The organism is Streptosporangium sp. NBC_01810, from assembly GCF_035917355.1.
Lineage (GTDB): Bacteria > Actinomycetota > Actinomycetes > Streptosporangiales > Streptosporangiaceae > Streptosporangium.
In genome coordinates this window covers 3,880,463-3,903,476 of record NZ_CP109070.1, presented here as the reverse complement: position 1 = coordinate 3,903,476, position 23,014 = coordinate 3,880,463, and the positions used below count along the sequence as shown (strand labels likewise).

Genomic DNA, 23,014 nt, shown 5'->3' with positions numbered 1-23,014 from the left:
CCGGCGCCGCCGCTGTTCACTTACGGTTCGGACAACGGGCGATTCGCAGAGGTGAGCGATGACATTTCCCTCAGTGGCTGTGGCGGACCGAGATGAGTCGTCCCTTGACCATCGCGACCCGACGGTTCGGATGTCTCGGCTGTTGGATCCAGACTCGCTTGAGATCATCCACCGGCGCGAAGGCGTGGGGGTGGTGGTCGCCTATGGACGGGTCAACGGTGTGAGAGTGGTGGTCTACTGCACCGACGCCACGCTGAAGGGCGGCGCGATCGGGGTCGACGAGTGCCCGCTGATCGCCGACGCCATTGATCTCGCGGTGCGCGAACGTTGCCCGGTGATCGGTGTGTGGCACTCCGGCGGCGCGAAGCTCCACGAAGGCGTGTCGGCGATGCACGAGATCGGGGAGATGTTCGCCGCGATGGTCCGTGCCTCGGGCGAGATCCCGCAACTGTCCGTCGTGCTCGGTCCCGCGGCGGGCGGTGCGGCCTATGGTCCGGCGCTGACCGACATCGTGATCATGTCTGATGCCGCCCGCGTCTTCATCACCGGTCCGGACATCGTCCGATCGGTCACCGGCGAGCAGATCGACATGGAGAGCCTCGGCGGGCCGGACGCGCACAGCCGGAAGTCCGGGGTGGCTCACATCGGCACGGATTCCGAGGAGGCGGCCTTCGCCCGCGCCCGTCAGCTCGTCACGTTGCTGGCGAAGCCGGGATTCGTCGACCTGGATTCGGTGCGCGAGGAAATGCCGCTGCGCCACCTGCTCCCCGACTCACCCCGGCGCGCGTACGATGTGCGCCCGCTGGTCAAGGCGATCCTGGACGAGGAGAACGGAGAGTCGGGATTCGTCGAGTTGCAGCCCAGGTGGGCGCCGAACATGGTGATCGGGTTCGGCCGGCTCGCCGGGCGGACGGTAGGGGTGATCGCGAACAATCCGCTGCGCAAGGGCGGTTGCCTCGACTCGCTGTCTTCGGATAAGACCTCCAGGTTCGTCCGGATGTGCGACTCGTTCGGCGTGCCCCTGCTCGTGCTGGTCGACGTCCCCGGCTACCTGCCCGGCGTCGGGCAGGAGTGGGAGGGCGTGGTCCGCCGAGGAGCGAAGCTGCTGCACGCGTTCGCCGAGGCCAGCGTTCCACGGTTCACGCTGGTCACGCGCAAGTCCTACGGTGGCGCCTACATCGCGATGAACTCCCGGTCTCTCGGTGCCACCACCGTATTCGCGTGGCCGGAGGCCGAGGTGGCGATCATGGGTGCGAAGGCGGCGGTGGAGATCCTGCACCGCAAGAAGCTCGCCGCTGCGGCACCGGACGAGCGCGAGGAACTGCTGTCCAGCCTGGCCGCGGAGCACGAGAAGATCGCGGGGGGTGTGGCCAGGGCGGTGAGCATCGGCGTCGTCGACGAGGTGATCGACCCGGCGCACACCCGGCTGCGGCTCGGCGAGGCGCTGGCCGCCGCTCCGGCACGCCGAGGCCGCCACACCAACATCCCCCTGTAAGCCAGGTCGTCGGCACCCTGCCGTGCCGACCCGGCGTGGGGTCGCCCGGGGTGCCCCTGCCTCCCCCTGCGCCCCCTCTGTCCCTCCTGCTCGTCCTCCGGGAGGCGTCCGCTTCCCGGAGACGCCGTCCCCGTGTTCCCGGTCGCCGCTAGGAGAAGCGGACAGACCATCGAACACAGGTAAATAAAGACAATCACAGGCAAATCCAAGGTAAACGCTTGTAAACCAACATGGTGGTGATTAAGGTCTCCTCAGTGGGCGATCGGAGTGCTTGAGATCAGGCACGTGCGTCGTCGATTCGAGGTGCGAAATGTTCAGCGATACCGGACACAGGGTCGAAGCCAAGGTCACGGTCGGATCGGTTGGGCTGAACGGCGGAGTTCTTGTGCCCCTCCATGGCGCTGATGCGCCCGTGGTCGAGGCTCCGAACCTTCGCCGGAGGGCTTCGGTCTGTTCTCGTGCCATGGCAGGCTCCGGCAGGGGTTCCGAAACGGTCTCGTTGACCGTGGGCGAACCGGTGTCGAGCACACGGTGTTAGCGGAGGGGCCGCACGGGCCGACACGCACGTGGTCGGCGGGTGTCACCGAGCGAGGCGCTCGCTGGAGGGACGACGCACCGGAGTTCCTGGCCGACCGGGAGAGGCAGATAAGCCTGCTGGGCAAGCAGGTGACCGTGCTCCGGCGCGGCCGGCCGGGTGTGGTGACCGTGCTCGGAGAGCCGGGTATGGGAAGGAGCGCCCTGCTCAGGGTGGTCGTCGCCCGCGCCAGGGAGGCCGGCTTGCTGGCCGTCCTCGCCCGCTGCTCGCCCGCCGAGGCCGATCTCCGCTACAGTGTGCTCTCGCAGATCACCGCCGGATTGGCCGGTGCCGGATATCCGGCCTTCGCGCGGCGGTTGTGGGCGGAGGAGCAGCCGGCCGCGACCTTGATTCCGGCGCTGTGCGGGGAGTTCGTGGCGCTCGCCAGAAACCGCCCGTTGCTGATCGCCCTGGACGATGCCCGGTGGGCGGACGAGGGATCGAAGGCATGGCTGGCGGCCATGACGCACCGGCTGCGATACGCCCCGATACTCCTGGTTCAGGCCGGTGCTCCCGGTGAAGGCTGTGCGGTCGGACCGGTCACCGAGCCCGGATCGGTGCCCCGCAGCGTGATCCATGTGCCGCCGCTGCGCGAGCACGGAGTCTGGCAGGTGATCGTCTCCCGGTACGCCGGGCACGTCGACGGAGCATTCGTGGCCGCGGCCACCGAGGCCACGGGGGGCAGCCCGGCGGCCCTGCTCGCCGTACTGGATCATTTCGTGGGCGCCTCCCTGCCGCCTGTCGCGCGGTACGTCCCGGTCCTGCTGGAGCGGGCCGCAGAGGTGAGCGGCGACCGGGTGGCGACGGTCATCTCCCGTCTGCCCGCGGACGCGCTCGCGCTACTTCTCGTGATGGCGGTCTGCGGGGACGGCCTCGATTTCGACCTGCTCACATCCCTGGCGCCGCTGAGGACGATGTCCTCCGAACAGGCACTGTCCGTCCTCGTACGACTGGGTCTGGTGACCGACGGGAAAGAGCCGCGGCCGGCTGGCCCTCTCGTCGCCGACAAGGCGCTGGCCGGGATGGAGGTCGGGGAGCGGCAGGCACTGGCGATGCGCGCCGTCCAGCTCGGCTACCGGGCGGCGATTCCAGAGGAACGGCTGGCCCGGTTGCTGCTCAACACCCGGCCGGTCGGTGCCGAGTGGGTGGTGAGCCTCCTGAGCCGGGTGGCCACGCAGCGCCGTCTCGACGGGGATCACGAGGGCGCCGCGGCCCTGCTCGGCCGAGCGCTCCGGGAACCGGTGAGGGACGAGCAGCGGCAACGGCTGCTCATCGAGCTCGCGATGATGGAGGTGGACCGCAGCTCGGAGACGAGCGACCGGCGACTGCAGCAGGTGCTGCTGAACAGCGGAACCGAGGTGCCGGTTGTGGAACTCATCCGGGCGGCCGATCTGCTCGCCTCAAGAGGCGACGCGTCCGCCACGTACCGCGCGGTCGCGACGGCCTACGCGCGGCGAGAGGCGGGTGGAGCGGACCTCGGGTCGCTGGCGGCCATCGGCTGGCTCGCGGAGAACGACTGCACGATCGACGACTCGGCACTGCCCGTGCACTCGTTCCCGGACCCGTCCGACCAGCCGGGAGATCCTGTGCGGGCGGGCATCGCGGCCTGGATGCTGGCCATCCGGGGTAAGCGCCTGCCCCGGGTGCGGGAACTGGCCAGGACGGCCTTCCAGGTCAGGGGCGAGGACCAGCCGTTCGGCCCGAGGATCCACGCGGCCAAGGCGCTACTCCTGGCCGACGAGGTCGCCGAGGCGGTGATCGGGCTGGACGAGGTCCTGGCCGACGCCCGACGCTGCGGCGCACGGGCACCGGCCGCGCTGGCGCTGATCCATCGCGGCCGATGCGAGATACGGCGGGGCAACCTCGGGCAGGCGGCGTGTGACTTCGAGGCGGCACGGGCGGAGTTGCCGCTCACCTCGTGGCATCCACGACTGGTTCCCTTCCTCGTCGCGATGGAGGCGTACCTGCATCTCGCCGGCGGGTCCGTGGAAAAAGCCGAGCAGTCGCTGGCTTTTGAGTTTCCCTCGGGAGCGGACCAGGGCGCGGCCTGGGCGGTGCTGCTGTACATGCGTGCCAGAGTGCGCATGGAACTGGCCGACCCAAAGACCGCGCTGCGCGACATCAACGAGTCCGGGCGTGTACTGCTGGCCAGGGGCTGGACGAATCCCGCGGTGCTGCCGTGGCGATCGGTGGGCGCCGCGGCGCACAGCGCGTGCGGGAATGCCGAGGCCGCCAGGCGGCTGGCGATGGAGGCGGTGGAGCGGGCCCGGGAGTGGGGCGCCCCCAGCGCACTGGGGATGGCGCATCTGTGCGCGTCACGCGTGCTGAACGGTGCCGAGGCGATGAGCGAACTCGAACACGCCGTGCGGGTTCTGCGAGACTCGGTATCGCGCGACTGCTATGCGATGGCGTCGGCCGAGCTGGTCGCGGCGTCGGCGGTGGCGAGGAAACACGCCGGGACACCGAGTCTGACGGAGGCGGCAATGAAGAAGATCGACATGCCTCCCGGTGGGCTCACCGAGCGGTCCCGGCGCCCTGCCACGAAGGCTGTCGAAACGAGGTACCTGCTGACCAGCCAGGAGGAACGGGTCGCGGGGCTGATCGCCGCAGGCCACTCGAACACCTACATCGCAAGCATCCTGTCGGTGAGCGTCCGAACCGTGGAGCTGCGGCTGACCGCGATCTATCGCAAGCTCGCCGTCACCAACCGTAACGAGCTCGCCTCGCTCCTGGCCTCGATCCCGGCACCCCGAAACATGGGGGACTGAGCCATGCTGCTGGAACGAGAAAAGGAACTGGCCCGGGCGGAGCAGGCGGTCCGCGCGGCCGTGGCCGGCAACGGATCCATGATGGCGATCATCGGCCCGCCCGGCGTCGGCAAGTCGGCACTGCTGCGTACCCTGGTCGACGCGGCCGCCCCGCACGTGCGGGTCCTGCGCGCCAGCGGCACGCTCCTCGAACAGGACTTCACGTTCGGCATCGCCCAGCAGTTGTTCGAGCCGCTCCTGGCCGGAGTGGAGAAGGCTCACTGGGCGACCTGGTTCCAGGGCGCGGCGAGCCTGGTGCGGGGGATGCTCTTCGGCGACTCGTGTTCCATCGGGCTGAATCGGTCGCTCAGACAAGAGACGATTCTGCAGGGGCTGAACTCGCTGATCACCAACCTCAGCGAGGACAAGGCCCTGCTGATCGCGGTCGACGACCTCCAATGGGCGGACGCGGCGTCCCTGCGCTGGCTGGCGTACCTCGCCAGGCGGCTGGACGGCGCGCGGGTTCTGGTCGCCGGGGCTTTCTCCGAGGAATGCGAGGCCTCCGACCATACGCTGCTCAGGGAGATCGCCACCTCGGGGGCTCGCACGCTGCACCCGATGCCGCTGTCCGTCGGGGGAGTACGCCAGTTGATCAGCGAGGAGTTCAGGGAGTCCTGCGACTCCGAATTCGCCCGGGCCTGTCATGAGGTGTCCGGTGGGAACCCCGCTTCACTGGCCGAGATGCTGCACAGGTTACGCACGGCCGGCTTCCAGCCGGTCGCGGCACAGGCCGGTGAGATTCACGCCGCGAGCCAGCCGTTCCTGCGCGACCGGCGGATGTTCTGCCTCGGCATCCAGCCCGTGGTCGTCCGGGATCTCGCGCAGGCGATGGTCGTGCTCGGAGACCTGGCGGAGCCAGAGCTGATCAGTGAGCTCGCCGGCCTGGACAGCATCGACTACAAGTCCGCGATGCAGACCCTGGACCATCTCGGCCTGCTCGCCGACGGCGAGTCTCCGCGATTCGTCCACCAGAGCGTACGGTACGCCATCGAATCGGAGATGAGCACCGACACGCGAGCTTTGATGCACCGCCGGGCGGCGTCACTGCTGCACACCGTCGGGCACCCGGCCGAGCACGTCGCCGACCAGCTCCTGCAGGTCACCTCCGGGTACGATGCCTGGGAGATCGGCGTCCTGCGTGCGGCCGCCGGCGCCGCGCTCGAACGCGGTGCCGTGAGGGAGGCGGCCCGTTATATCCGGCACGCGCTGCTGCACAGGCCGCCTGACAGTGAGGCTCGGGGCCGGCTCCTGGTCGACCTGGCCGCCGCCGAGCGGGGATTCGACCTCGCGTTCTCGGTCACTCACATCGCGCAGGCCGTGCCGATGCTCACCTCGGTAACGGAGCGCGCGGAGGCGGTGCTGTGGATCCCGCCCGCGCTCGGCGTGGTCAACCAGTCGTTGAGCGCGCTCGTCCAGGACGTGGCGGGGCAGTTCCACGGCCGGGGATCGGCGCACGCGCAGGGAGACCTCGGCCTGCGGCTGGAAGCCCGTACCCGCTGTCTCCGGATCCAGGACGCCGCGCATCTCGGCGCGGCGGCCGACCGGTTGCGGGGGTTCGGCGCGGCGGTGCCGGTCTCCACCGGCTCCGGACGGGAGCTGCTGGCCGTGCTCACGTACGCGGCGACCATGACCGGCGGCGTCACGGCCGGTGAGATCTCCGCCCTGGTCACCCGGATCCTGGAGCGAGAGCCGCCGCGCGCCGGGCACGCCTACACCACTCTTCCGCTGCTGGTCCAGGCCCTGGTCCTCGCCGACACGGCGGCCTCGGTGACCCCGTGGCTGGAGGCGATGCGAGAACAGGCTCAGCGCCAGGCCCTCGACGGGGTCACCGCACTGGTCAACGCGGAGCGGAGCATGATCCTTCGCGCGTCCGGGCATATGGCCCAGGCGAAGAGCATCGCGCTGAGCGTGGTCGACAATGCCGACTCGGCCTGGCCGGAGGCCAGGACACTGTCCGTCTGGACGCTCGCCATGATCGCGCTCGAGACACGGGACGTCGAGCTGGGCGAGCGGGTGATCCGTATCAGCCCGGAGAGCGGTGACCTCCGGGTGGTCGTCGCGCATCGCATGGTGCGGGGGATGCTGGACGTGGTGCGCGGCGATCTGCCTGCCGCACTGGACAGGTTCCTCGATAGTGGCAGGCAGCTGTCGCGCTGCGGATGGACGAATGCGGCGTTGTACCCCTGGCGTGTGTGGGCCGCGGCGGTGAACCACCGGCTCGGGAGGGTGCAGGCGGCGGCCGAGCTGGCCGACGAGGAACATGCCTTCGCACGGGCATGGGGCGCACCCTCGGCGTACGGCCGCGCGCTGCGGCTGCGTGGCATGATCGCCCCGGGTGAGGAGGGCATCGATCTCCTCCGGCAGGCCGTCGACGTGCTTCGCCGTTCTGAGGATCGGATCGAGCTGTCCCGGACGCTCACGCTTCTCGGCAGAAGGCTCGCCGAAACAGGTTCCGCCGATGCGGAGGAGTTCATCTCCGAGGGCATGCGGGTCGCCCGGGAATGTGGCGTGTCCTGGGCCGAGGGCGACAGGGACTCGGAACTGAACGGCCCGGCGCTGCGGCTGTTCGCGCCGGAACGCGGTGAGCTGACCAAGGCTGAGGAGACGGTTGTCGCCTTCGTGCTGCGGGGCTGGACGAACCAGCGGATCGCCGACTCTCTCGGGGTGACCCGGCGCGCCATAGAAAAGAGCCTGACGAGCACCTATCGCAAGCTCGGGGTGAGCGGCCGGGCGGCGCTCGTCGAAGAACTGGGCGCGCGGAACGCGGACGAATAGGTCGTACGACGGCCACGCCGCCGGATCCTGCTCAACGGATCGGCACAGCCGGGCGTCCGGTGAATCGCCGTCGACCACCCCCGATGACGGTCTCCCGGCCGCGGCACCGGTTCCCGCCGCCGTCCGGCGAGGCCTCCGCCGACCAGGCGGTCGAGGGGCTCGGAGTCGGCATAAAGGTCATCGCTTTAATTCGGTCGGCAGAAACCCACGTCGAGGCGCCGGTCAACGACGGGCATCGCGGTTCGCCGGCCCGAGGTGAGCTGGATCGCGATGTGCAATTTCAGCTGTCCGGCGCGGCGCCGCCTGCCGACCCGGCCCAGGGTGCCCAGCCGCACGGCACATTATTAGTGCAGGATGTGAACTATATTGCCCGGGGCGGGCGCAGGGGAGTTCGGTACCGAACGAGACCGGGCCACCGCACCGCAAGGTCCGAACCAGACGCCTCACATACCACAGTCTTTTACTGTTCGTGCTGGACTTATGTTGACCGACTTTCGGGCGGGTTAATACCATGTAAATAAGTGGATTCGGTCGTTACTCTGTAGTTATCGGGTCATCGTCTCGTCTGCTGGAGGAGAGGAATGGTCACCAGGTGAGTATTGATATCGGCACCGCCCTGGTCGATGAGGAACACGGGCTTCTGTTAGTCGGTAAGCCCGCTGACAGGATAGATCAATACCGTTCTTTTTTCGACCAGTCAGGGATTTGCGTGGCGAATCTCGACCATACGACCAGGATTATCGAGGCGAATCTCGAGTTCACCCGGCAGTTCGGACGCTCCCTGGCGGACATTCGAGGGCTGGCGTTCTGCGAGCTGCTCCATCTGAGCGTCCGCGACAAGCTGGGACAGCAGTTCACCCATCTGACGGACCACCAGCGCGCCCGCTTCGAAGAGCGGGTGATCGCCGTACGGCCGGATCAGACCGTGCTCGGCGGTGAGTTGACCGGAATCGCGCTGCACGGCGAGGCCGGCCACGTCGAGAGCATCATGGTGCTGGTACGGCCCGACCGGGAGCAGCGTGATGACCTGCTGACCGGGCGAAAGAGGTTGCTGAGCAGCATGGAGGCGCGCGTACTCGAAGGGGTGGCGGCGGGTGTGTCGACAGTGCAACTCGCGTCGATGCTGTACCTCAGCCGCGGCGGTGTGGAATATCACGTGACGATGCTGCTGCGAAAGCTGAAGGCCACCAACCGCCCGGCTCTGGTCTCCAAGGCGTACTCCATGGGTATCTTCCGGCTCGGCTCCTGGCCGCCCCGGATTCTGCCCGACTACGTGAAATAAGTCCGGGTAATCGGCCCACGGTCGCGTGGTGATCTGGATGACCGTGTCATCGGATCCCGGAGACCAGTGGGAGGACCGGTACTCGGAGCGGTCGGCGACGCCGGTGTGAAAAGCCATTGAGCCAACCGTTCCGTGATGTTCATATATTCTGGTACAGCGATTCCAGGGTGACCTCGATTGGGTTTTCCCGGCCGGTTTCACCGATCATCGCCGCCGATCCCGATCGTGTTCTTCAAAGGAACCGTAATGGTAAAGGGAGGTGTCATCGTGACCAGTGCAAAAATTGTGCTCTCCGGTGGGCCGGAGCGTTTTTCCGGTCGCGGTCACGTTCGAAGTTCGGTCGAGCCGGAGGAGAAGGTGAAAATTCTCTTCGGCGCGGGATACGAGCATTTCGTACACAACGGTGAGTTTCTGACGGTCGACGGAGAGAGCCTTCCGATCTTCCAGTGGTCCGGACGTACCAAAATAGCCGAGTAAATATAGTCGGCCAGCTTTAGAAACGTGCGGGGACTCATACGTCAGATAGCCGCTGTGGCGCTCCTCGGCTGAGCCGCGAGCGGATTCCGGTGGTTGTGACGAATGGTTCTCCGGGCAGTACTCCCCAATTCGGGAACTGTGGCTCTGGTGAGGTGTGGTGTGGTGGTAACGGGCAAACTCGTCAGTTTCGATGAATTTCGTGGGTTCGGTTTTATCGCCCCTGACTCAGGTGGCGAAGACGTTTTCATGCATGTCAACGACCTGGACAGTGACAAGCGTCTCATCTCGATCGACACGAGGGTCGAATTCAGGGTCGAGAACGGCGGCAAGGGGCTGAAGGCGTCCCAGGTCCGCGTGCTCGACAGGCCCGGCCCACCGAAGGTCCCACTGCTCTCGTCCGCCGTGCCGAGACCCGCCCCGGCACCCGCGTCGATCGCGCCGGCGGTGTCATCGGAACCGGCCGCCCCCACCCCCGACCGTCAGGGCAACGACGTCGGCTTCTGTGACGTGCTGTCCGTCAGGGAACTGACGCAGGAGATCACAGAGGCCATGCTCGCGGCCGTGCCGACGATGACGGCGGAGCAACTCCTGGGCGTCCGCAAGTGCCTCGTCGGCCTCGCTCAGACGCACGGCTGGGTCGAGGAGTAGCGCTTTCAGTCCCGGGCCGCCGATCCCGTCATGCGGATGGCCCGGGCGCCGGTCACGCTCCCGCGGATGATTCCGGTCGAGGGTTCGAGGGGAGCCCTCCAGTTCCCCGAAGTCTCTACAATTCCTTGGCGTTTTTCGGTCTCCTTGACTCTGGTGGCAGGCCACTGCCACTGTCGATCATCTGACACCCCGACAGATTCTCTGCTCGGTCGTGGGCCGGCGATCTGCCGGTTCAACGGACTCGATTCCCGCTGTGGGCACGCCGTCGGCGTCTTCGCGGTCGCGATGGTGTCCGGTCGGAACCTGTCCACGGTGCTGAAAGGAAAGTGCATGTCCAGGCGCGCGCTGATCACCGGTATCACCGGCCAAGACGGCTCTTATCTGGCTGAGCATCTACTGTCCCTGGGATACCAGGTTTGGGGGTTGATCAGAGGACAGGCGAATCCCCGGAAATCCCGCGTCAGCCGCCTTGTCAGCGATCTGTCATTCGTCAATGGCGATCTGTTGGACGAGGGGAGCCTGGTTACCGCAGTGGACAAGGTTCAGCCCGATGAGGTGTACAACCTCGCGGCCATCTCCTTCGTCCCGATGTCCTGGGATCAGGCCGAGTTGACCACCGAGGTCAATGGCATGGGCGTGCTCCGGATGCTGGAGGCGATTCGCCTGGTATGCGGGCTGGACAAGTCCCGTGACGGCAGTAGTGGTCAGATCCGCTTCTACCAGGCGTCGTCTTCGGAGATGTTCGGCAAGGTCGTGGAGAGTCCGCAACACGAGACGACGATCTTTCACCCGCGCAGCCCCTACGGGGTCGCGAAGACATACGGCCATTTCATCACCCGGAACTATCGCGAGTCGTTCGACATGTACGGTGTCTCCGGCATTCTGTTCAACCACGAGTCGCCGCGCCGGGGTACGGAGTTCGTGACCCGGAAGATCTCCCTCGGTGTCGCCCAGATCAAGCTCGGCCTGCAGGACAAGCTGTGTCTCGGAAATCTCGACGCGGTCCGTGACTGGGGATTCGCCGGCGACTACGTCCGGGCGATGCATCTCATGCTGCAGCAGGACGAGCCCACCGACTACGTCGTGGGCACCGGCTGCATGCACTCGGTGCGCGACGCCGTACAGATGGCCTTCGAGTACGTCGGACTGGACTGGCGGGACCACGTCGTCATCGATCCGGCGCTGGTGCGTCCCGCCGAGGTGGAGACCCTCTGCGCCGATCCAAGCCGCGCCAGAGTCGAGCTCGGCTGGGAGCCGAGCGTCGGCTTCGAGCAGCTCATGCACATGATGGTGGAGTCCGACCTCCAGCACGCCTCGCGCGAGCGGGACTTCGGAGACCTCATCCTCGCATCGAGTTGGTGAGCTCACCGGAGCTTCTCATGTCCGGTGTACGGGTGTCCGGTGTACGGAGGAGAAGTGGCCCGTGAAGCATAGGGAAAGGCCAACCCGAACCGTTATGTGAGGCTCAGGGGTGAATGAAGTGAAAGATGTCCGTCTGGGGGTTCTTGGGGCCGGGGTAATGGGCACCGGGATCGCGGTCGTGGCGATCGGCCACGGCATCCCGGTCGTGCTCGTCGACGTGTCGGAGGACAAGCTCGCCGACGCCCGGCACCGCGTCGACCTCCAGCTCCGGCACGCGCGGCTCATGGGCACGGTACCGGCGAAGGGCCCGGTGGCCGACCTGACGACGACCATGGAGCTTGCGGCCGTCGCCGACGCCACCGCGGTCATCGAGGCGATCATCGAGGACGCCGAGATCAAGGCGAAAGTGCTGGGCGAGGCGTCGAGGCTGGTCAGGACCGGAACACCGCTGGTCTCCAACACCTCGGGCATCCCGATCGGGGAGCTGGGGAGATTCACCGGCCGCCCGCACGAGCTGGTCGGCATTCATTTCATGAACCCCGCCTACCTGATCACGATGGTGGAGGTGATCAGAGGCGCCCTGACGAGCGATGAGACGATGACCGCGGTCACCGATCTGCTGACGCGGATGGGGCGCCGCGGGATCGTCGTTCAGGATGCTCCGGGGTTCGTCACGAGCAGGCTCCTCCACCCGATGATCAACGAGGCGGCGCGGATCGTCGAGGCCGGCGTGACCACCGTCGATTCGGTGGACGACCTGATGCGAGGCTGTCTCGGACATCCCACCGGGCCGCTGCGCACAGCCGACCTGATCGGACTGGATAATCTGGTCGACGCGCTGCGAATGCTCTGGGAGCGCACCGGCAACGCGAGTTTCCAGCCCTGTGAGCTGCTGCTGGAGAAGGTGTCCGCGGGGCACCTCGGACGCAAGTCAGGTAAGGGCTTCTACGATTACAAGAAGGTGCTCTCGTGAACACGAAACCAGAAGAGATGCTTCAGCCGACCCTCGACACCGTCCAGCAGCAGATCCGTGACTTCCTCGAAGAGCGGATCAAAACGGATGTCGCCGTCGACAAGGATCTGTTCGACTCCGGGCTCGTCAACTCGATGTTCGCCATGGAGCTGGTCGTCCACCTGGAGCAGAGGTACGGCGTCGCCATCCTCGGGGAGGACCTGAAGCTGGACAACTTCCGCACCGTCGAGCGGATGACCTCCCTCGTCCTGCGGCTGCTGGACGCACCGGTGGCGGACCATGCCTGAGTGGTTAGCCGAGGCGCGTGAAGGGGTCACCCACCTGGTCGGGGATCAGGCAGCGGCATGGGACCTCGAAGGTCTCCTCCCCGTGGAGACGCTCCGGACCCTTGGCAAGCTGGGCCTGCTCTGCGCCGAGGTACCACTCGCATACGGCGGCATCGGCGGGAAGAGCTCGGACAACGGCGCCTTCACCGCACACGTGGGCAGCCTGTGCAGTTCCCTGCGTAGCGTGATGACGTCACAGGGAATGGCGGCATGGACGATCCAGCGGCTTGGTGACGCCCGCCAGCGGCAGGAGTACCTCCCAAGGCTGACCAGTGGCGAGCTGGCCGCCGTCGCCTTCAGCGAACGTGACGCCGGCAGCGATGTGACGGCGATGGCCACCAAAATACGTGCCGACGGCGACACGGTGGTGGTCGACGGGCAGAAGGCGTGGACCACCGTGGCCCGCTACGCCGATTCGATCGTCGTCTTCGGACGATACGGCGACGGCGGCGCCGCCGTCGTCGTGCCCGCCGACGCTCCGGGAGTCACCATACGGCCGGTGCCCAACCCGAGCGGCTGCCGGGCCGCCGGGCACGCCGACGTCAGCCTCGACGCCGTCCGGCTGCCCGCGAGCGCCGTGCTCGGCGGCGGCGGACAGCAGCTCCAACTGCTGGTCACCACGGCTCTGGCCTACGGCCGGATATCGGTGGCCTGGGGCTGCGTCGGGATCCTGCGTGCCTGCCTTTCGGCGGCAGGCTCGCACGCGGGAACCCGTCGGCAGGGCGGCCGGCCACTGGCCGAGCACCAGCTCGTGGCCCGATACCTCGCCGAGCTCATGGCGGCCGAGCAGGCGGCGACACGGGTCTGCGAGCACGCGAGCCGTTGCTGGGACGCGGGGTCGCCGGAGATGGTGATCGCCACGGTCCTGGCCAAGTACGTCAGCTCGACCGAGGCCGCACGCGGTGCGGCGGCGGCCGTACAGGTGCTGGCGTCGGCGGGGGCGCAGGACGGCCACGTGGTGGCGCGGGCCTACCGGGACGCGAAGCTCATGGAACTCATCGAGGGCAGCACTGAGATCTGCCAGCTCATTCTCGCCCAGCACGCCGTCGCGCAGTCGCGCTGACCGAGACGAGGAGAACAGGTGCCCGACAAGACCACGATGGTGAAATGCCTGGTGTGGGATCTGGACAACACGCTGTGGCAGGGAACCTTGCTGGAGGACGACGAGGTACGCCTGCCGGAGTCCACCCGTGAACTCATCCGGGTGCTCGACTCCCGAGGCATCCTGCAGTCCGTCGCGAGCAAGAACGATCATGACCATGCCTGGGCGAAGCTTGAGAAACTGGGCATCGCGGAGTACTTCGTGCTGCCCCACATCAGTTGGTCGCCCAAGTCCGGCGCGATCCGGCACATCGCGGAGGAGCTGAAGTTCGCCCACGGCACGATCGCGTTCGTGGACGACCAGGCCGCGGAACGGGCCGAGGTGGCGTTCCACCTTCCCGACGTACGGTGCTACTCCGCCGATCAGGTCACCGAGCTGGCCGGGCTGCCGGAGTTCAGCCCGGAGACGGTGACCGAGGACGCCCGGCGCCGGCGGCAGATGTACCAGGCCGGTTTCCGGCGGCAGACCGCGAAGTCCGGCTTCACCGGTTCGGATGAGAAGTTCATCCGCTCGCTCGGCCTGGTGATGCACATCGAGCACGCGACCGTGGAGCACGTCGCCCGGGTCGAGGAACTGACCCTGCGCACCAGCCAGATGAACGCCACCGGCGTGCACTACTCACAGGAGATGCTGGTCCGGCTGCTCGACGACCCCCGGCACCGCGTCCTGGTCACCTCGTTGAGCGACCGTTTCGGACCGCACGGCGCGGTCGGGGTCGTTCTGCTGGAGTTGGGCACGCATGTGTGGCACCTGAAGCTGCTCGCCACGTCGTGCCGGGTCGTGTCCTTCGGCGCGGGCACGGTGATCCTGCGCTGGCTGGCCGACCAGGCCGCGCTCGCCGGCGCGCATCTGGTGGCCGACTTCCGCCGCACCGACCGCAACCGGATGATGGAGATCGCCTACCGGTTCAGCGGATTCACCGGCGAGACCTGCCCATGCCTCGGGAGGCTGCCCGCCCCCGGCGTCAGCGGCCTGCAACGGCTCCATCTCGTCCCGACCCCGCAGGACCCGCCCACCACGATGGACCTCATCGCGCGGGACCTCAGGCCTTCGCCTTCCAATGTCCTCAGCCCTTCGCCCGTCGCCTAGTGCGACGTTCCTCATCGGAAGACAGACCCTCCCCGGCCCAGGAGGCCGGGAGGCTGTCAGGGCGGCCTCAGGTTTTCGGCCGCGCGTCGCGCCCTCCTTTGCGGAACGGAGTACTAGCAGGGCGGTTCCGCCGGGCACTTCTTGCGCACCAGGGTGATGCCGTCCGCCATCGGCAGCAGTGAGATGTCCACCCGAGGGTCCTCCCGGAGGAAGGTGTTGAACCTGCGGATGGCGTCGGTGTCCGCGTCCTGTGCCGCCGGGTCGGCGACCTTGCCGAAGAACAGGGTGTTGTCCACCACGATCAGCCCATTGTCCTTGAGCAGCGCGAGGCCGGCCTCGTAGTACTTCGGATAGTTTGTTTTGTCGGCGTCGATGAACACGAAGTCGACCGACCCCGGCCCCTCGTCGAGCAGCAGCATGGCAAGGGTGTCCGACGCGTCGCCGACCCGCAGGTCGATCCGGTCGAGCACGCCGGCCCGGCGCCAGTAGGGCACTCCGAAGCTGGGCCACCGCTCGGTGATGTCACAGGTGATGACGCGGCCTCCGGGAGCGACCGCGCGGGCCAGGCAGAGCGTGCTGTAGCCGGTGAAGGTGCCGACCTCCAGCACGGTCCGCGCGCAGGTGAGCCGGGCCAACAGCGCCAGCAGTTGCCCCTCCTCGGCCATGACCTGCATCGCCCTGCCCGCGGGCAGGGCCGCGGTCTCCTCACGAAGGGAACGTAGGATCTCGTCCTCCCGCGCCGACATCTCGTGAACGTACTCTGACAACTCTGATGTGATGTGAAGTTGACCGGCCATTGCGCGAGCGTAAGATCCCGCGGGCTGGTCATTTCCCCAGAGTCACGGGCCGTTCGGGAACGGGCGGGTGTACGGCTCGGGAACGGGCGGTGTCGTACGGCTCGGGAACGGGCGGTCGTACGGCCTCCACACACGCCGGGGCGTAGGCGCGCCGGGACGCGCCGCTGAGCCGTCACCAAGAAGGTGACCGGCCAGGACGGCGGTGCCGCGACCGCAGTTACTAATGATTTTCAGGGAGCGCCGGGCCGAAACTGGGCCGATGTGGATGGAGCCTGTGAACTCGACGCGGCGGTAGGTGGTATGAGGCCGGATGGCGTGGCGCGCGGTGTCGGTGAAGGTGCCAAACCCCCTGACTCCCTGCCCCCCTGCCCGTACCTTCCGGCGTGGCGCGGATCCGTGCACCTCACCGGCGCCGGTTAGCGACCGCCGGCGAGGTGCACATGGGGGCGCTGTGATCGCCGAACTCGATTGCGAAGCATTCGAGGCCCGACGAGTTGATGAGTTCGTGCTGGTCGTCGAAAAAGGGTTGAGCTGATATGGACAACGAAGCGAAACTCCGGGAATACCTCAAGCGGGCGACCGCGGATCTGCGGCGCACCCGGCAACGCGTCCACGACCTTGAAGAACAGCACCTGGAGCCGATCGCGATCGTCGGGATGACCTGCCGGTACCCGGGCGGCGTGTCCTCACCGGAGGACCTGTGGCGCCTGCTCGCGGAGGGTGGTGATCCGGTATCCGGGCCGCCCGCCGATCGTGGCTGGGACCTTGACAGGCTTCGGGACGAGTACGGCGGCGCCGTCCCGCAGTCGTTGTCCGGTGGGTTCCTGCGTGACGCGGCGGACTTCGACGCCGGCTTCTTCGGCATCTCCCCCCGGGAGGCGCTGGGCATGGATCCGCAGCAGCGGCTGCTGCTCGAAGCCTCCTGGGAGGCCGTCGAGCGAGCGGGCATCGACCCGATCACGCTACGGGGCAGTCAGACCGGGGTGTTCGTCGGCGCGATGTCACCGGACTACCGCGACAGCCTGCCGCGCGACATCGACGCCTTCGGGCTCACGGGCACGGCGAACAGCGTGATGTCCGGTCGGCTGTCGTACACGCTCGGCCTGGTCGGCCCGGCGGTGACGGTGGACACGGCCTGCTCGTCATCCCTGGTCGCGCTGCACTGGGCCGCTCACTCACTGCGGATGGCCGAGTGCACCCTGGCGCTCGCGGGCGGAGTGACGGTCATGTCGACGCCCAGCACCTTCATCGAGTTCAACCGCCAGGGTGGCTTGTCGCCCGATGGGCGATGCAAGGCGTACGCCGACAGCGCCGACGGCACGGGCTGGTCGGAGGGCGTGGGCGTGCTGGTGCTGGAGCGCCTGTCGGACGCGCAGCGTAACGGGCACCAGGTGCTGGCGGTCATCCGTGGCTCGGCGGTGAACCAGGATGGGGCGTCGAACGGCCTGACCGCGCCGAACGGTCCGTCGCAGCGGCGGGTGATCCGTGAGGCCTTGGCCGGTGCGCGGCTGTCGACGGCGGACATCGACGTGGTGGAGGGGCACGGGACGGGTACGACGCTGGGCGACCCGATCGAGATCGAAGCGTTGATCTCCACGTTCGGCGAGGACCGGGAGCGGCCCTTGCTGCTGGGTTCGGTGAAGTCGAACATCGGTCACACGCAGGCGGCGGCGGGCGTGGCCGGTGTGATCAAGATGGTCATGGCGATGCGGCACGGGGTGCTGCCGAAGACGTTGCACGTGGACGCGCCGTCGTCGCGGGTGGACTGGTCCGCGGGCGTGCTGGAGCTGCTGACCGAGCAGCGGGCCTGGCCGGAGACCGGGCGGCCGCGCCGGGCGGGGGTGTCGTCGTTCGGGGTCAGCGGCACCAACGCCCACGTGGTGCTGGAGGCGGCGCCGCCGGCCGAGGCGGACGCTTCCGCGGAGGATCAGGCGCCCTCGGACGCGGGCCGGGCGCCCTCGGACGCGGGCCGGGCGCCCTCGGACGCGGGCCGGGCGCCCTCGGACGCGGGCGTGGTGCCGGTGCTGGTGTCGGGCCGGACGGAGGAGGCGCTGCGCGCTCAGGCGGCGAGCCTTCTCACGCACATGGACGGCGTGCCCGAGACGGCCGTGGTCGACGTGGCGTTCTCACTGGCCACGACGCGGTCGGCGTTCGAGTATCGGGCGGGGGTTCTCGCCGCCGATCGCGCCGAGCTGCGCGCGGGGTTGACGGCGCTGGCGGACGGTGCCGCCGCCGCCGGAGTGATCAAGGGCCGCGGCAGGCAGGCCAAGTCGGCGGTGTTGTTCACGGGGCAGGGCAGTCAGCGGGCGGGGATGGGCCGGGAGCTGCATGCGCGGTTCCCGGTGTTCGCGAAGGCGTTGGACGAGGTGATCGCGGAGCTGGATCCGCTGCTTGACGGGCGCCTGCCCGAGTGGGTGGGGCGTTCGGTGCGGGAGGTGATCTTCGCCGAGCCGGGTTCGGTCGAGGCGGGGTTGCTGGATCGGACGGGGTGGGCGCAGCCGGCGTTGTTCGCGGTGGAGACGGCGCTGTTCCGGTTGGTGTCCTCGTGGGGGGTTCGTCCGGAGGTGCTGGCCGGTCATTCGATCGGGGAGATCACCGCGGCGCATGTGGCCGGGGTGCTGTCCCTGAGCGATGCGTGTGCGTTGGTGGCCGGCCGGGCGCGGTTGATGCAGGCGTTGCCGTCCGGTGGGGCGATGGTGGCGGTGCAGGCCTCGGAGGAGGACGTCGAGCCGTTGCTGGCCGGGCGCGGGGGCGAGGTGTCGGTCGCTGCGGTGAACGGCCCGGCCTCGGTGGTGATCTCCGGGGCCGAGCAGCCGGTCCTCGACATCGCCGCCGTCCTGGAGGAGCGGGGGGTCAAGACCCGCCGGTTGCGGGTGTCGCACGCGTTCCATTCGCCGCTGATGGATCCGATGCTGGCGGACTTCCGGGTCCTGGCCGGCACGCTGACCTACAACCCGCCGCGGGTTCCGGTGGTGTCGAACGTGACCGGAGAGACGGCCACGGCCGAGCAGTTGTGCTCGCCGGACTACTGGGTGGACCAGGTGCGTGGCGCGGTCCGGTTCGCCGACGGGGTGCGCACCCTGCGCGCCCAGGGCGTCCGGGCCTATCTGGAGCTGGGCCCGGACGGGGTGTTGACCGCGATGGCCCAGGACACCCTGGCCGCCGAACCGGACCCGCGCGACACCGACTCGGCGTCGGATTCGCAGCCACGCGCCCAGAACTCCGGGTGGGAGCCGGACGAGGTGCTGGTGCCGGCGCTGCGCAGGGACCGGGACGAGCAGCGCGCGGTGATGTCGGCGCTGACCGCTCTGCACGGGCGCGGGGTGTCGGTGGACTGGCGTGCGGTGTTCCCCGGCGCCCGCCGGGCGGAGCTGCCCACATACGCCTTCCAGCGCGAGCGGTTCTGGCCTGATGGCGCGGGCTCGCGGGTGGGAGACGTGACGGCGGCGGGCCTGAGGGCCGCCCGGCACCCGCTGCTGGGGGCCGCCGTGGGGTTGGCCGACTCCGATGAGGCGCTGCTGATCGGGAGGTTGTCGCTGGGGTCGCATCCGTGGCTGGCCGATCACCTGGTGGGCGGGATGGCGGTGTTCCCCGGCACCGGGTTCCTTGAGCTGGCGGTGCGGGCGGGTGATCAGGTCGGCTGTGACGTGGTGGAGGAGCTGACCTTGACCGCGCCGCTGGTGCTGGGCGGGGACGACGCCGTCGCGGTGCAGGTGCGGGTGGGACCCGCGGACGGGGCGGGCCGCCGGGAGCTGAGCATTCACGCTCGGCCGACGGAGGCCGACGATCATGATGTGTGGGTACGGCATGCCGGCGGTGTGCTGGCGAGCCGTGCTCACACCGCCGGGGTGGGCGGGGCCGGCACGCACTTCGATACGGCGGTGTTCGGTACGGCGGTGTTCGGTACGGCGGTGTTCGGTACGGCGGTGTTCGGTACGGCGGTGTTCGATACGGCGGTGTGGCCGCCGCGGGACGCGTCGGTGATCGAGCTGGACGGGTTGTACGACCGGCTGGCCGAGGGCGGGCTGGGCTACGGGCCGGTGTTTCGGGGGTTGCGGGCGGCGTGGCGGGGTGCGGACGGTGAGGTGTTCGCGGAGGTTGCCTTGCCCGGGCAGGTGGTTGACGCGGGGTCGTTCGGGTTGCATCCGGCGTTGCTGGACGCGGCGCTGCACGCGGTGACCTTCGCCGGGCTGGACGATGCCGAGGGCGGCCGGTTGCCGTTCTCCTGGGGTGAGGTGTGCCTGCACGCCGGTGGCGCCTCGGTGCTGCGGGTGCGGCTGGCCAGGACGGGCGCTGACAGGGTGTCGCTGGTGGCGGTGGATGCGGCGGGGGAGCCGGTGCTGTCGGCGCGGTCGCTGGCGCTGCGTTCGTTCTCGGCCGATGACCTGCCGGCCGCCGGTGGCCGGGTGCCGGGGCGGGATGCGCTGTTCCGGGTGGAGTGGACGGCGGTGCCGGAGCATGCGGTGATCGACGGGGTGCCGGTGGCGGTGCTGGGTCGAGGGGCGTTGGGCCTCGCTGCGGCGTGGCGGCCGGGTGGGGATCTGGTGCAGGTCCATGCGGATCTGCCGTCGCTGGTGGAGGCGGGTCCGGTGCCGGGTGTGGTGCTGGCGGAGGTGGTCTCGGATCCGGCGGGCGGGGTGGTGGAGTCGGCACATGAGCTGACCGCTCGCGTTCTGGATGTGGTGCAGGCGTGGCTGGCCGACGACCGGTGTCGTGATTCGCGTCTGGTGTTGGTGACCAGAGGTGCGGTGGCGGCCGGTGACGGCGAGGTGGTGGCTGATCTGGCGGCTGCGGCGGTGTGGGGTCTGGCGCGGTCGGCGCAGTTGGAGAATCCGGGCCGGTTCGTGCTGGTCGACGTGGATGATCAGGGGTCTTCGCTCGCGACTTTGTCCGACGGGCTGTCCGCGGTTCTGGCGTCGGGTGAGCCGCAGGTGGCGGTGCGCGGCGGTGAGATGTGGGTGCCGCGCCTGGCGCGGGTGACGCCGGGTTCGGGTGTCGGCGATGACCTGGACGAGGACGGTGCCCGCTCGTGGGATCCCGAGGGCACGGTGTTGATCACTGGTGGTACCGGTGGTCTGGGCGGGTTGTTCGCGCGGCATGTGGTGGCCGAGCGTGGGGTGCGGCGTCTGCTGCTGGTCAGCCGGCGGGGAGCGGATGCGCCGGGGGCGGTGGCGTTGCAGGCGGAGCTGATCGCGCACGGGGTCGAGGTGGAGATCGCGGCGTGTGATGTGGCCGATCGGGATCAGGTGGCGGCGCTGCTGGCTCGGGTCCCGGCCGATCATCCGTTGACGGCGGTGATTCACACCGCGGGTGTGCTGGACGACGGGACGATTCCGTCGTTGTCGGCGGAGCGGCTGGATGTGGTGTTGCGGCCGAAGGTGGATGCGGCCTGGTATCTGCATGAGCTGACCCGGGGTCTGGATCTGGCGGCGTTCGTGGTGTTCTCGTCGGTGGCGGGGACGTTCGGTGGGGCGGGTCAGGGTAACTACGCGGCGGCGAACGCGTTCTTGGACGTGTTGGCGCAGGTGCGGCGGGCGCAGGGGCTGGCGGGGTTGTCGCTGGCGTGGGGTGCCTGGGCGCAGGACGCCGGGATGACCGGTGGGCTGGACGACGCTCAGACGCGCCGGTTGACTCGCGCCGGGATGCCGGCGATCACTCCGGAGCAGGGGGTCGCGCTGTTCGAGGCGGCCGTCCGCTCGGGTGAGCCGGCCGTGGCTCCGGTCCGGCTCGACCTGGCGGCGGTGCGGGCACAGGGTGAGGTGCCGCATCTGCTGCGCGGGCTGGTGCGAGACCTGCGCCGGTCGGCGGCGTCGATGGCCGCGGCCGGTGACGGCACACTGCTCCGGCGGCTGGCCGGCCTGGAGCGCGCCGATCGTGTCGAGGTCTTGGTGGACCTGGTGCGGGCCGAGGTGGCGCTGGTGCTGGGGCACGCCTCGCCGAAAACGGTGGACGTCCGGCGGGAGTTCCGCGAGCTGGGCTTCGACAGCCTCACCGCGGTGGAACTGCGCAACCGGCTGAACGTGGCGACGGGGTTGCGGTTGCCGGCGACGTTGGTGTTCGACCATCCCACGCCCGCCGTACTGGCGGAGTTCCTGCTGGACGAGATACTGGGTGGGCAGGACGACGTGGCCGTTCCGGCCACGATCGCGCCGGTCACCGACGACCCGATCGTGATCGTCGGGATGAGCTGCCGTTACCCGGGTGGTGTCGCCTCACCGGAGGACCTGTGGCGGCTGGTGGCCGAGGGCCGTGACGCGATCACCGGATTCCCGGCCAATCGTGGCTGGGACCTGGACGCGCTCTACCATCCGGACGCCGACCACGCGGGCAGCTCGTACACCAGACAGGGCGGTTTCCTGCACGACGCGGCGGAGTTCGACGCGGACTTCTTCGGGATGAGCCCGCGGGAGGCCCTGGCGACGGACACGCAGCAGCGACTTCTGCTGGAGACCTCCTGGGAGGCGGTCGAGCGGGCCGGAATCGACCCGGTCACGCTCCGGGGCAGCCGGACGGGCGTGTTCGCCGGGGTGATGTACACCGACTACAGCGGGATCCTGGGCGCGGGTGAGTTCGAGGGCTTCCGGGGCACCGGGACCGCCGCGAGCGTCGTCTCCGGCCGGGTGTCCTACACGCTGGGACTGGAGGGCCCGGCCGTAACGGTCGACACGGCGTGCTCGTCCTCGCTGGTCGCGGTGCATCTGGCGGCACAGGCGCTGCTCTCGGGGGAATGTACGCTCGCGCTGGCCGGCGGTGTGACCGTGATGGCCACCCCCGGAGCGTTCGTGGAGTTCTCCCGGCAGCGGGGGCTGTCCGCGGACGGGCGGTGCAAGTCGTTCTCGGACGGCGCGGACGGTGTCAGCTGGGCCGAGGGTGTCGGGGTGCTGGTGCTGGAGCGCCTGTCGGACGCCCGGCGCAACGGTCACGACGTGCTGGCGGTGCTGCGGGGCTCGGCGATCAACCAGGACGGTGCGTCCAACGGGCTGACCGCGCCGAACGGCCCCTCCCAGCGGAGGGTGATCCGCCAGGCCCTGGCCGGAGCGCGTCTGTCCCCGGCCGAGGTGGACGTGGTGGAGGGGCACGGGACCGGGACCACCCTGGGCGATCCGATCGAGGCGCAGGCGCTGCTGGCCACCTACGGTCAGGACCGGCCGGAGGACCACCCGCTGCTGCTCGGGTCGATCAAGTCGAACATCGGTCACACCCAGGCGGCGGCGGGCGTCGCGGGCGTGATCAAGATGATCATGGGCATGCGGCACGGCATCGTGCCCAAGACCCTGCACGTCGACGCGCCGTCCTCGCACGTGGAC

At 68.9% G+C, this 23,014-nt stretch carries 13 protein-coding genes (1 of these 13 only partly in view); 12 read left to right on the top strand and 1 reads right to left on the bottom strand.

The window, feature by feature from the left end; all coding sequences use genetic code 11:
• The first annotated feature begins 130 nt into the window (after window positions 1-130).
• The 11 genes from OIE13_RS16740 (at window position 131) to OIE13_RS16690 (ending at window position 14,910) form a co-directional block, all read left to right on the top strand.
• Entirely contained in the window at window positions 131-1,495 is a 1,365-nt protein-coding gene (locus OIE13_RS16740; RefSeq protein WP_442816057.1) for an acyl-CoA carboxylase subunit beta, read from the top strand.
• Between the two features lie 531 nt (window positions 1,496-2,026).
• Window positions 2,027-4,837 (top strand): LuxR family transcriptional regulator, encoded by a 2,811-nt coding sequence (locus OIE13_RS16735; RefSeq protein WP_326830215.1) that lies wholly within the window; start codon window positions 2,027-2,029, stop codon window positions 4,835-4,837.
• Window positions 4,838-4,840: 3 nt separating this feature from the next.
• Entirely contained in the window at window positions 4,841-7,651 is a 2,811-nt protein-coding gene (locus OIE13_RS16730) for an ATP-binding protein (protein ID WP_326830214.1), read from the top strand.
• A 592-nt stretch (window positions 7,652-8,243) separates the two neighbouring features.
• Entirely contained in the window at window positions 8,244-8,933 is a 690-nt protein-coding gene (locus OIE13_RS16725) for a helix-turn-helix transcriptional regulator (protein ID WP_326830213.1), read from the top strand.
• Window positions 8,934-9,200: 267 nt separating this feature from the next.
• Window positions 9,201-9,410, top strand: coding sequence for a DUF5988 family protein (locus tag OIE13_RS16720; protein ID WP_326638653.1), 210 nt, complete (start codon window positions 9,201-9,203; stop codon window positions 9,408-9,410).
• Between the two features lie 102 nt (window positions 9,411-9,512).
• Window positions 9,513-10,058 carry a cold shock domain-containing protein gene (locus OIE13_RS16715; RefSeq protein ID WP_326638655.1) on the top strand — a complete coding sequence of 182 codons (546 nt, stop codon included), beginning with the start codon at window positions 9,513-9,515 and terminating at the stop codon, window positions 10,056-10,058.
• A 285-nt stretch (window positions 10,059-10,343) separates the two neighbouring features.
• The gene (locus OIE13_RS16710; RefSeq protein ID WP_326830212.1) at window positions 10,344-11,420 is read left to right on the top strand and encodes a GDP-mannose 4,6-dehydratase; all 1,077 of its coding nucleotides are present in this window, start codon (window positions 10,344-10,346) and stop codon (window positions 11,418-11,420) included.
• A gap of 118 nt (window positions 11,421-11,538) precedes the next feature.
• Window positions 11,539-12,393: a 3-hydroxyacyl-CoA dehydrogenase family protein gene (locus OIE13_RS16705; RefSeq protein WP_326638658.1), complete on the top strand. Its 855-nt coding sequence runs from the start codon at window positions 11,539-11,541 to the stop codon at window positions 12,391-12,393.
• Window positions 12,390-12,680: an acyl carrier protein gene (locus OIE13_RS16700; RefSeq protein WP_326638660.1), complete on the top strand. Its 291-nt coding sequence runs from the start codon at window positions 12,390-12,392 to the stop codon at window positions 12,678-12,680. The genes OIE13_RS16705 and OIE13_RS16700 overlap by 4 nt, the downstream gene beginning before the upstream one ends.
• Complete coding sequence (locus tag OIE13_RS16695) at window positions 12,673-13,782, top strand: acyl-CoA dehydrogenase family protein (RefSeq protein WP_326638661.1); 1,110 nt, start codon at window positions 12,673-12,675, stop codon at window positions 13,780-13,782. The genes OIE13_RS16700 and OIE13_RS16695 overlap by 8 nt, the downstream gene beginning before the upstream one ends.
• 18 nt (window positions 13,783-13,800) lie before the next feature.
• Window positions 13,801-14,910 carry an HAD-IIIC family phosphatase gene (locus OIE13_RS16690; RefSeq protein ID WP_326638663.1) on the top strand — a complete coding sequence of 370 codons (1,110 nt, stop codon included), beginning with the start codon at window positions 13,801-13,803 and terminating at the stop codon, window positions 14,908-14,910.
• A 113-nt stretch (window positions 14,911-15,023) separates the two neighbouring features.
• Here OIE13_RS16690 and OIE13_RS16685 read toward each other — a convergent pair whose 3' ends face one another.
• On the bottom strand, window positions 15,024-15,677 hold the full coding sequence (locus OIE13_RS16685) for an O-methyltransferase (protein WP_326830211.1): 654 nt from the start codon (window positions 15,675-15,677) through the stop codon (window positions 15,024-15,026).
• Window positions 15,678-16,243: 566 nt separating this feature from the next.
• Here OIE13_RS16685 and OIE13_RS16680 point away from each other — a divergent pair.
• A protein-coding gene (locus tag OIE13_RS16680) for a type I polyketide synthase (protein WP_326830210.1) crosses the window boundary here: on the top strand, window positions 16,244-23,014 show its 5' portion. 22,587 nt of this gene lie beyond the right edge of the window; 6,771 of the gene's 29,358 nt are visible here — the first part of the coding sequence; the start codon lies at window positions 16,244-16,246; the stop codon falls past the right edge of the window.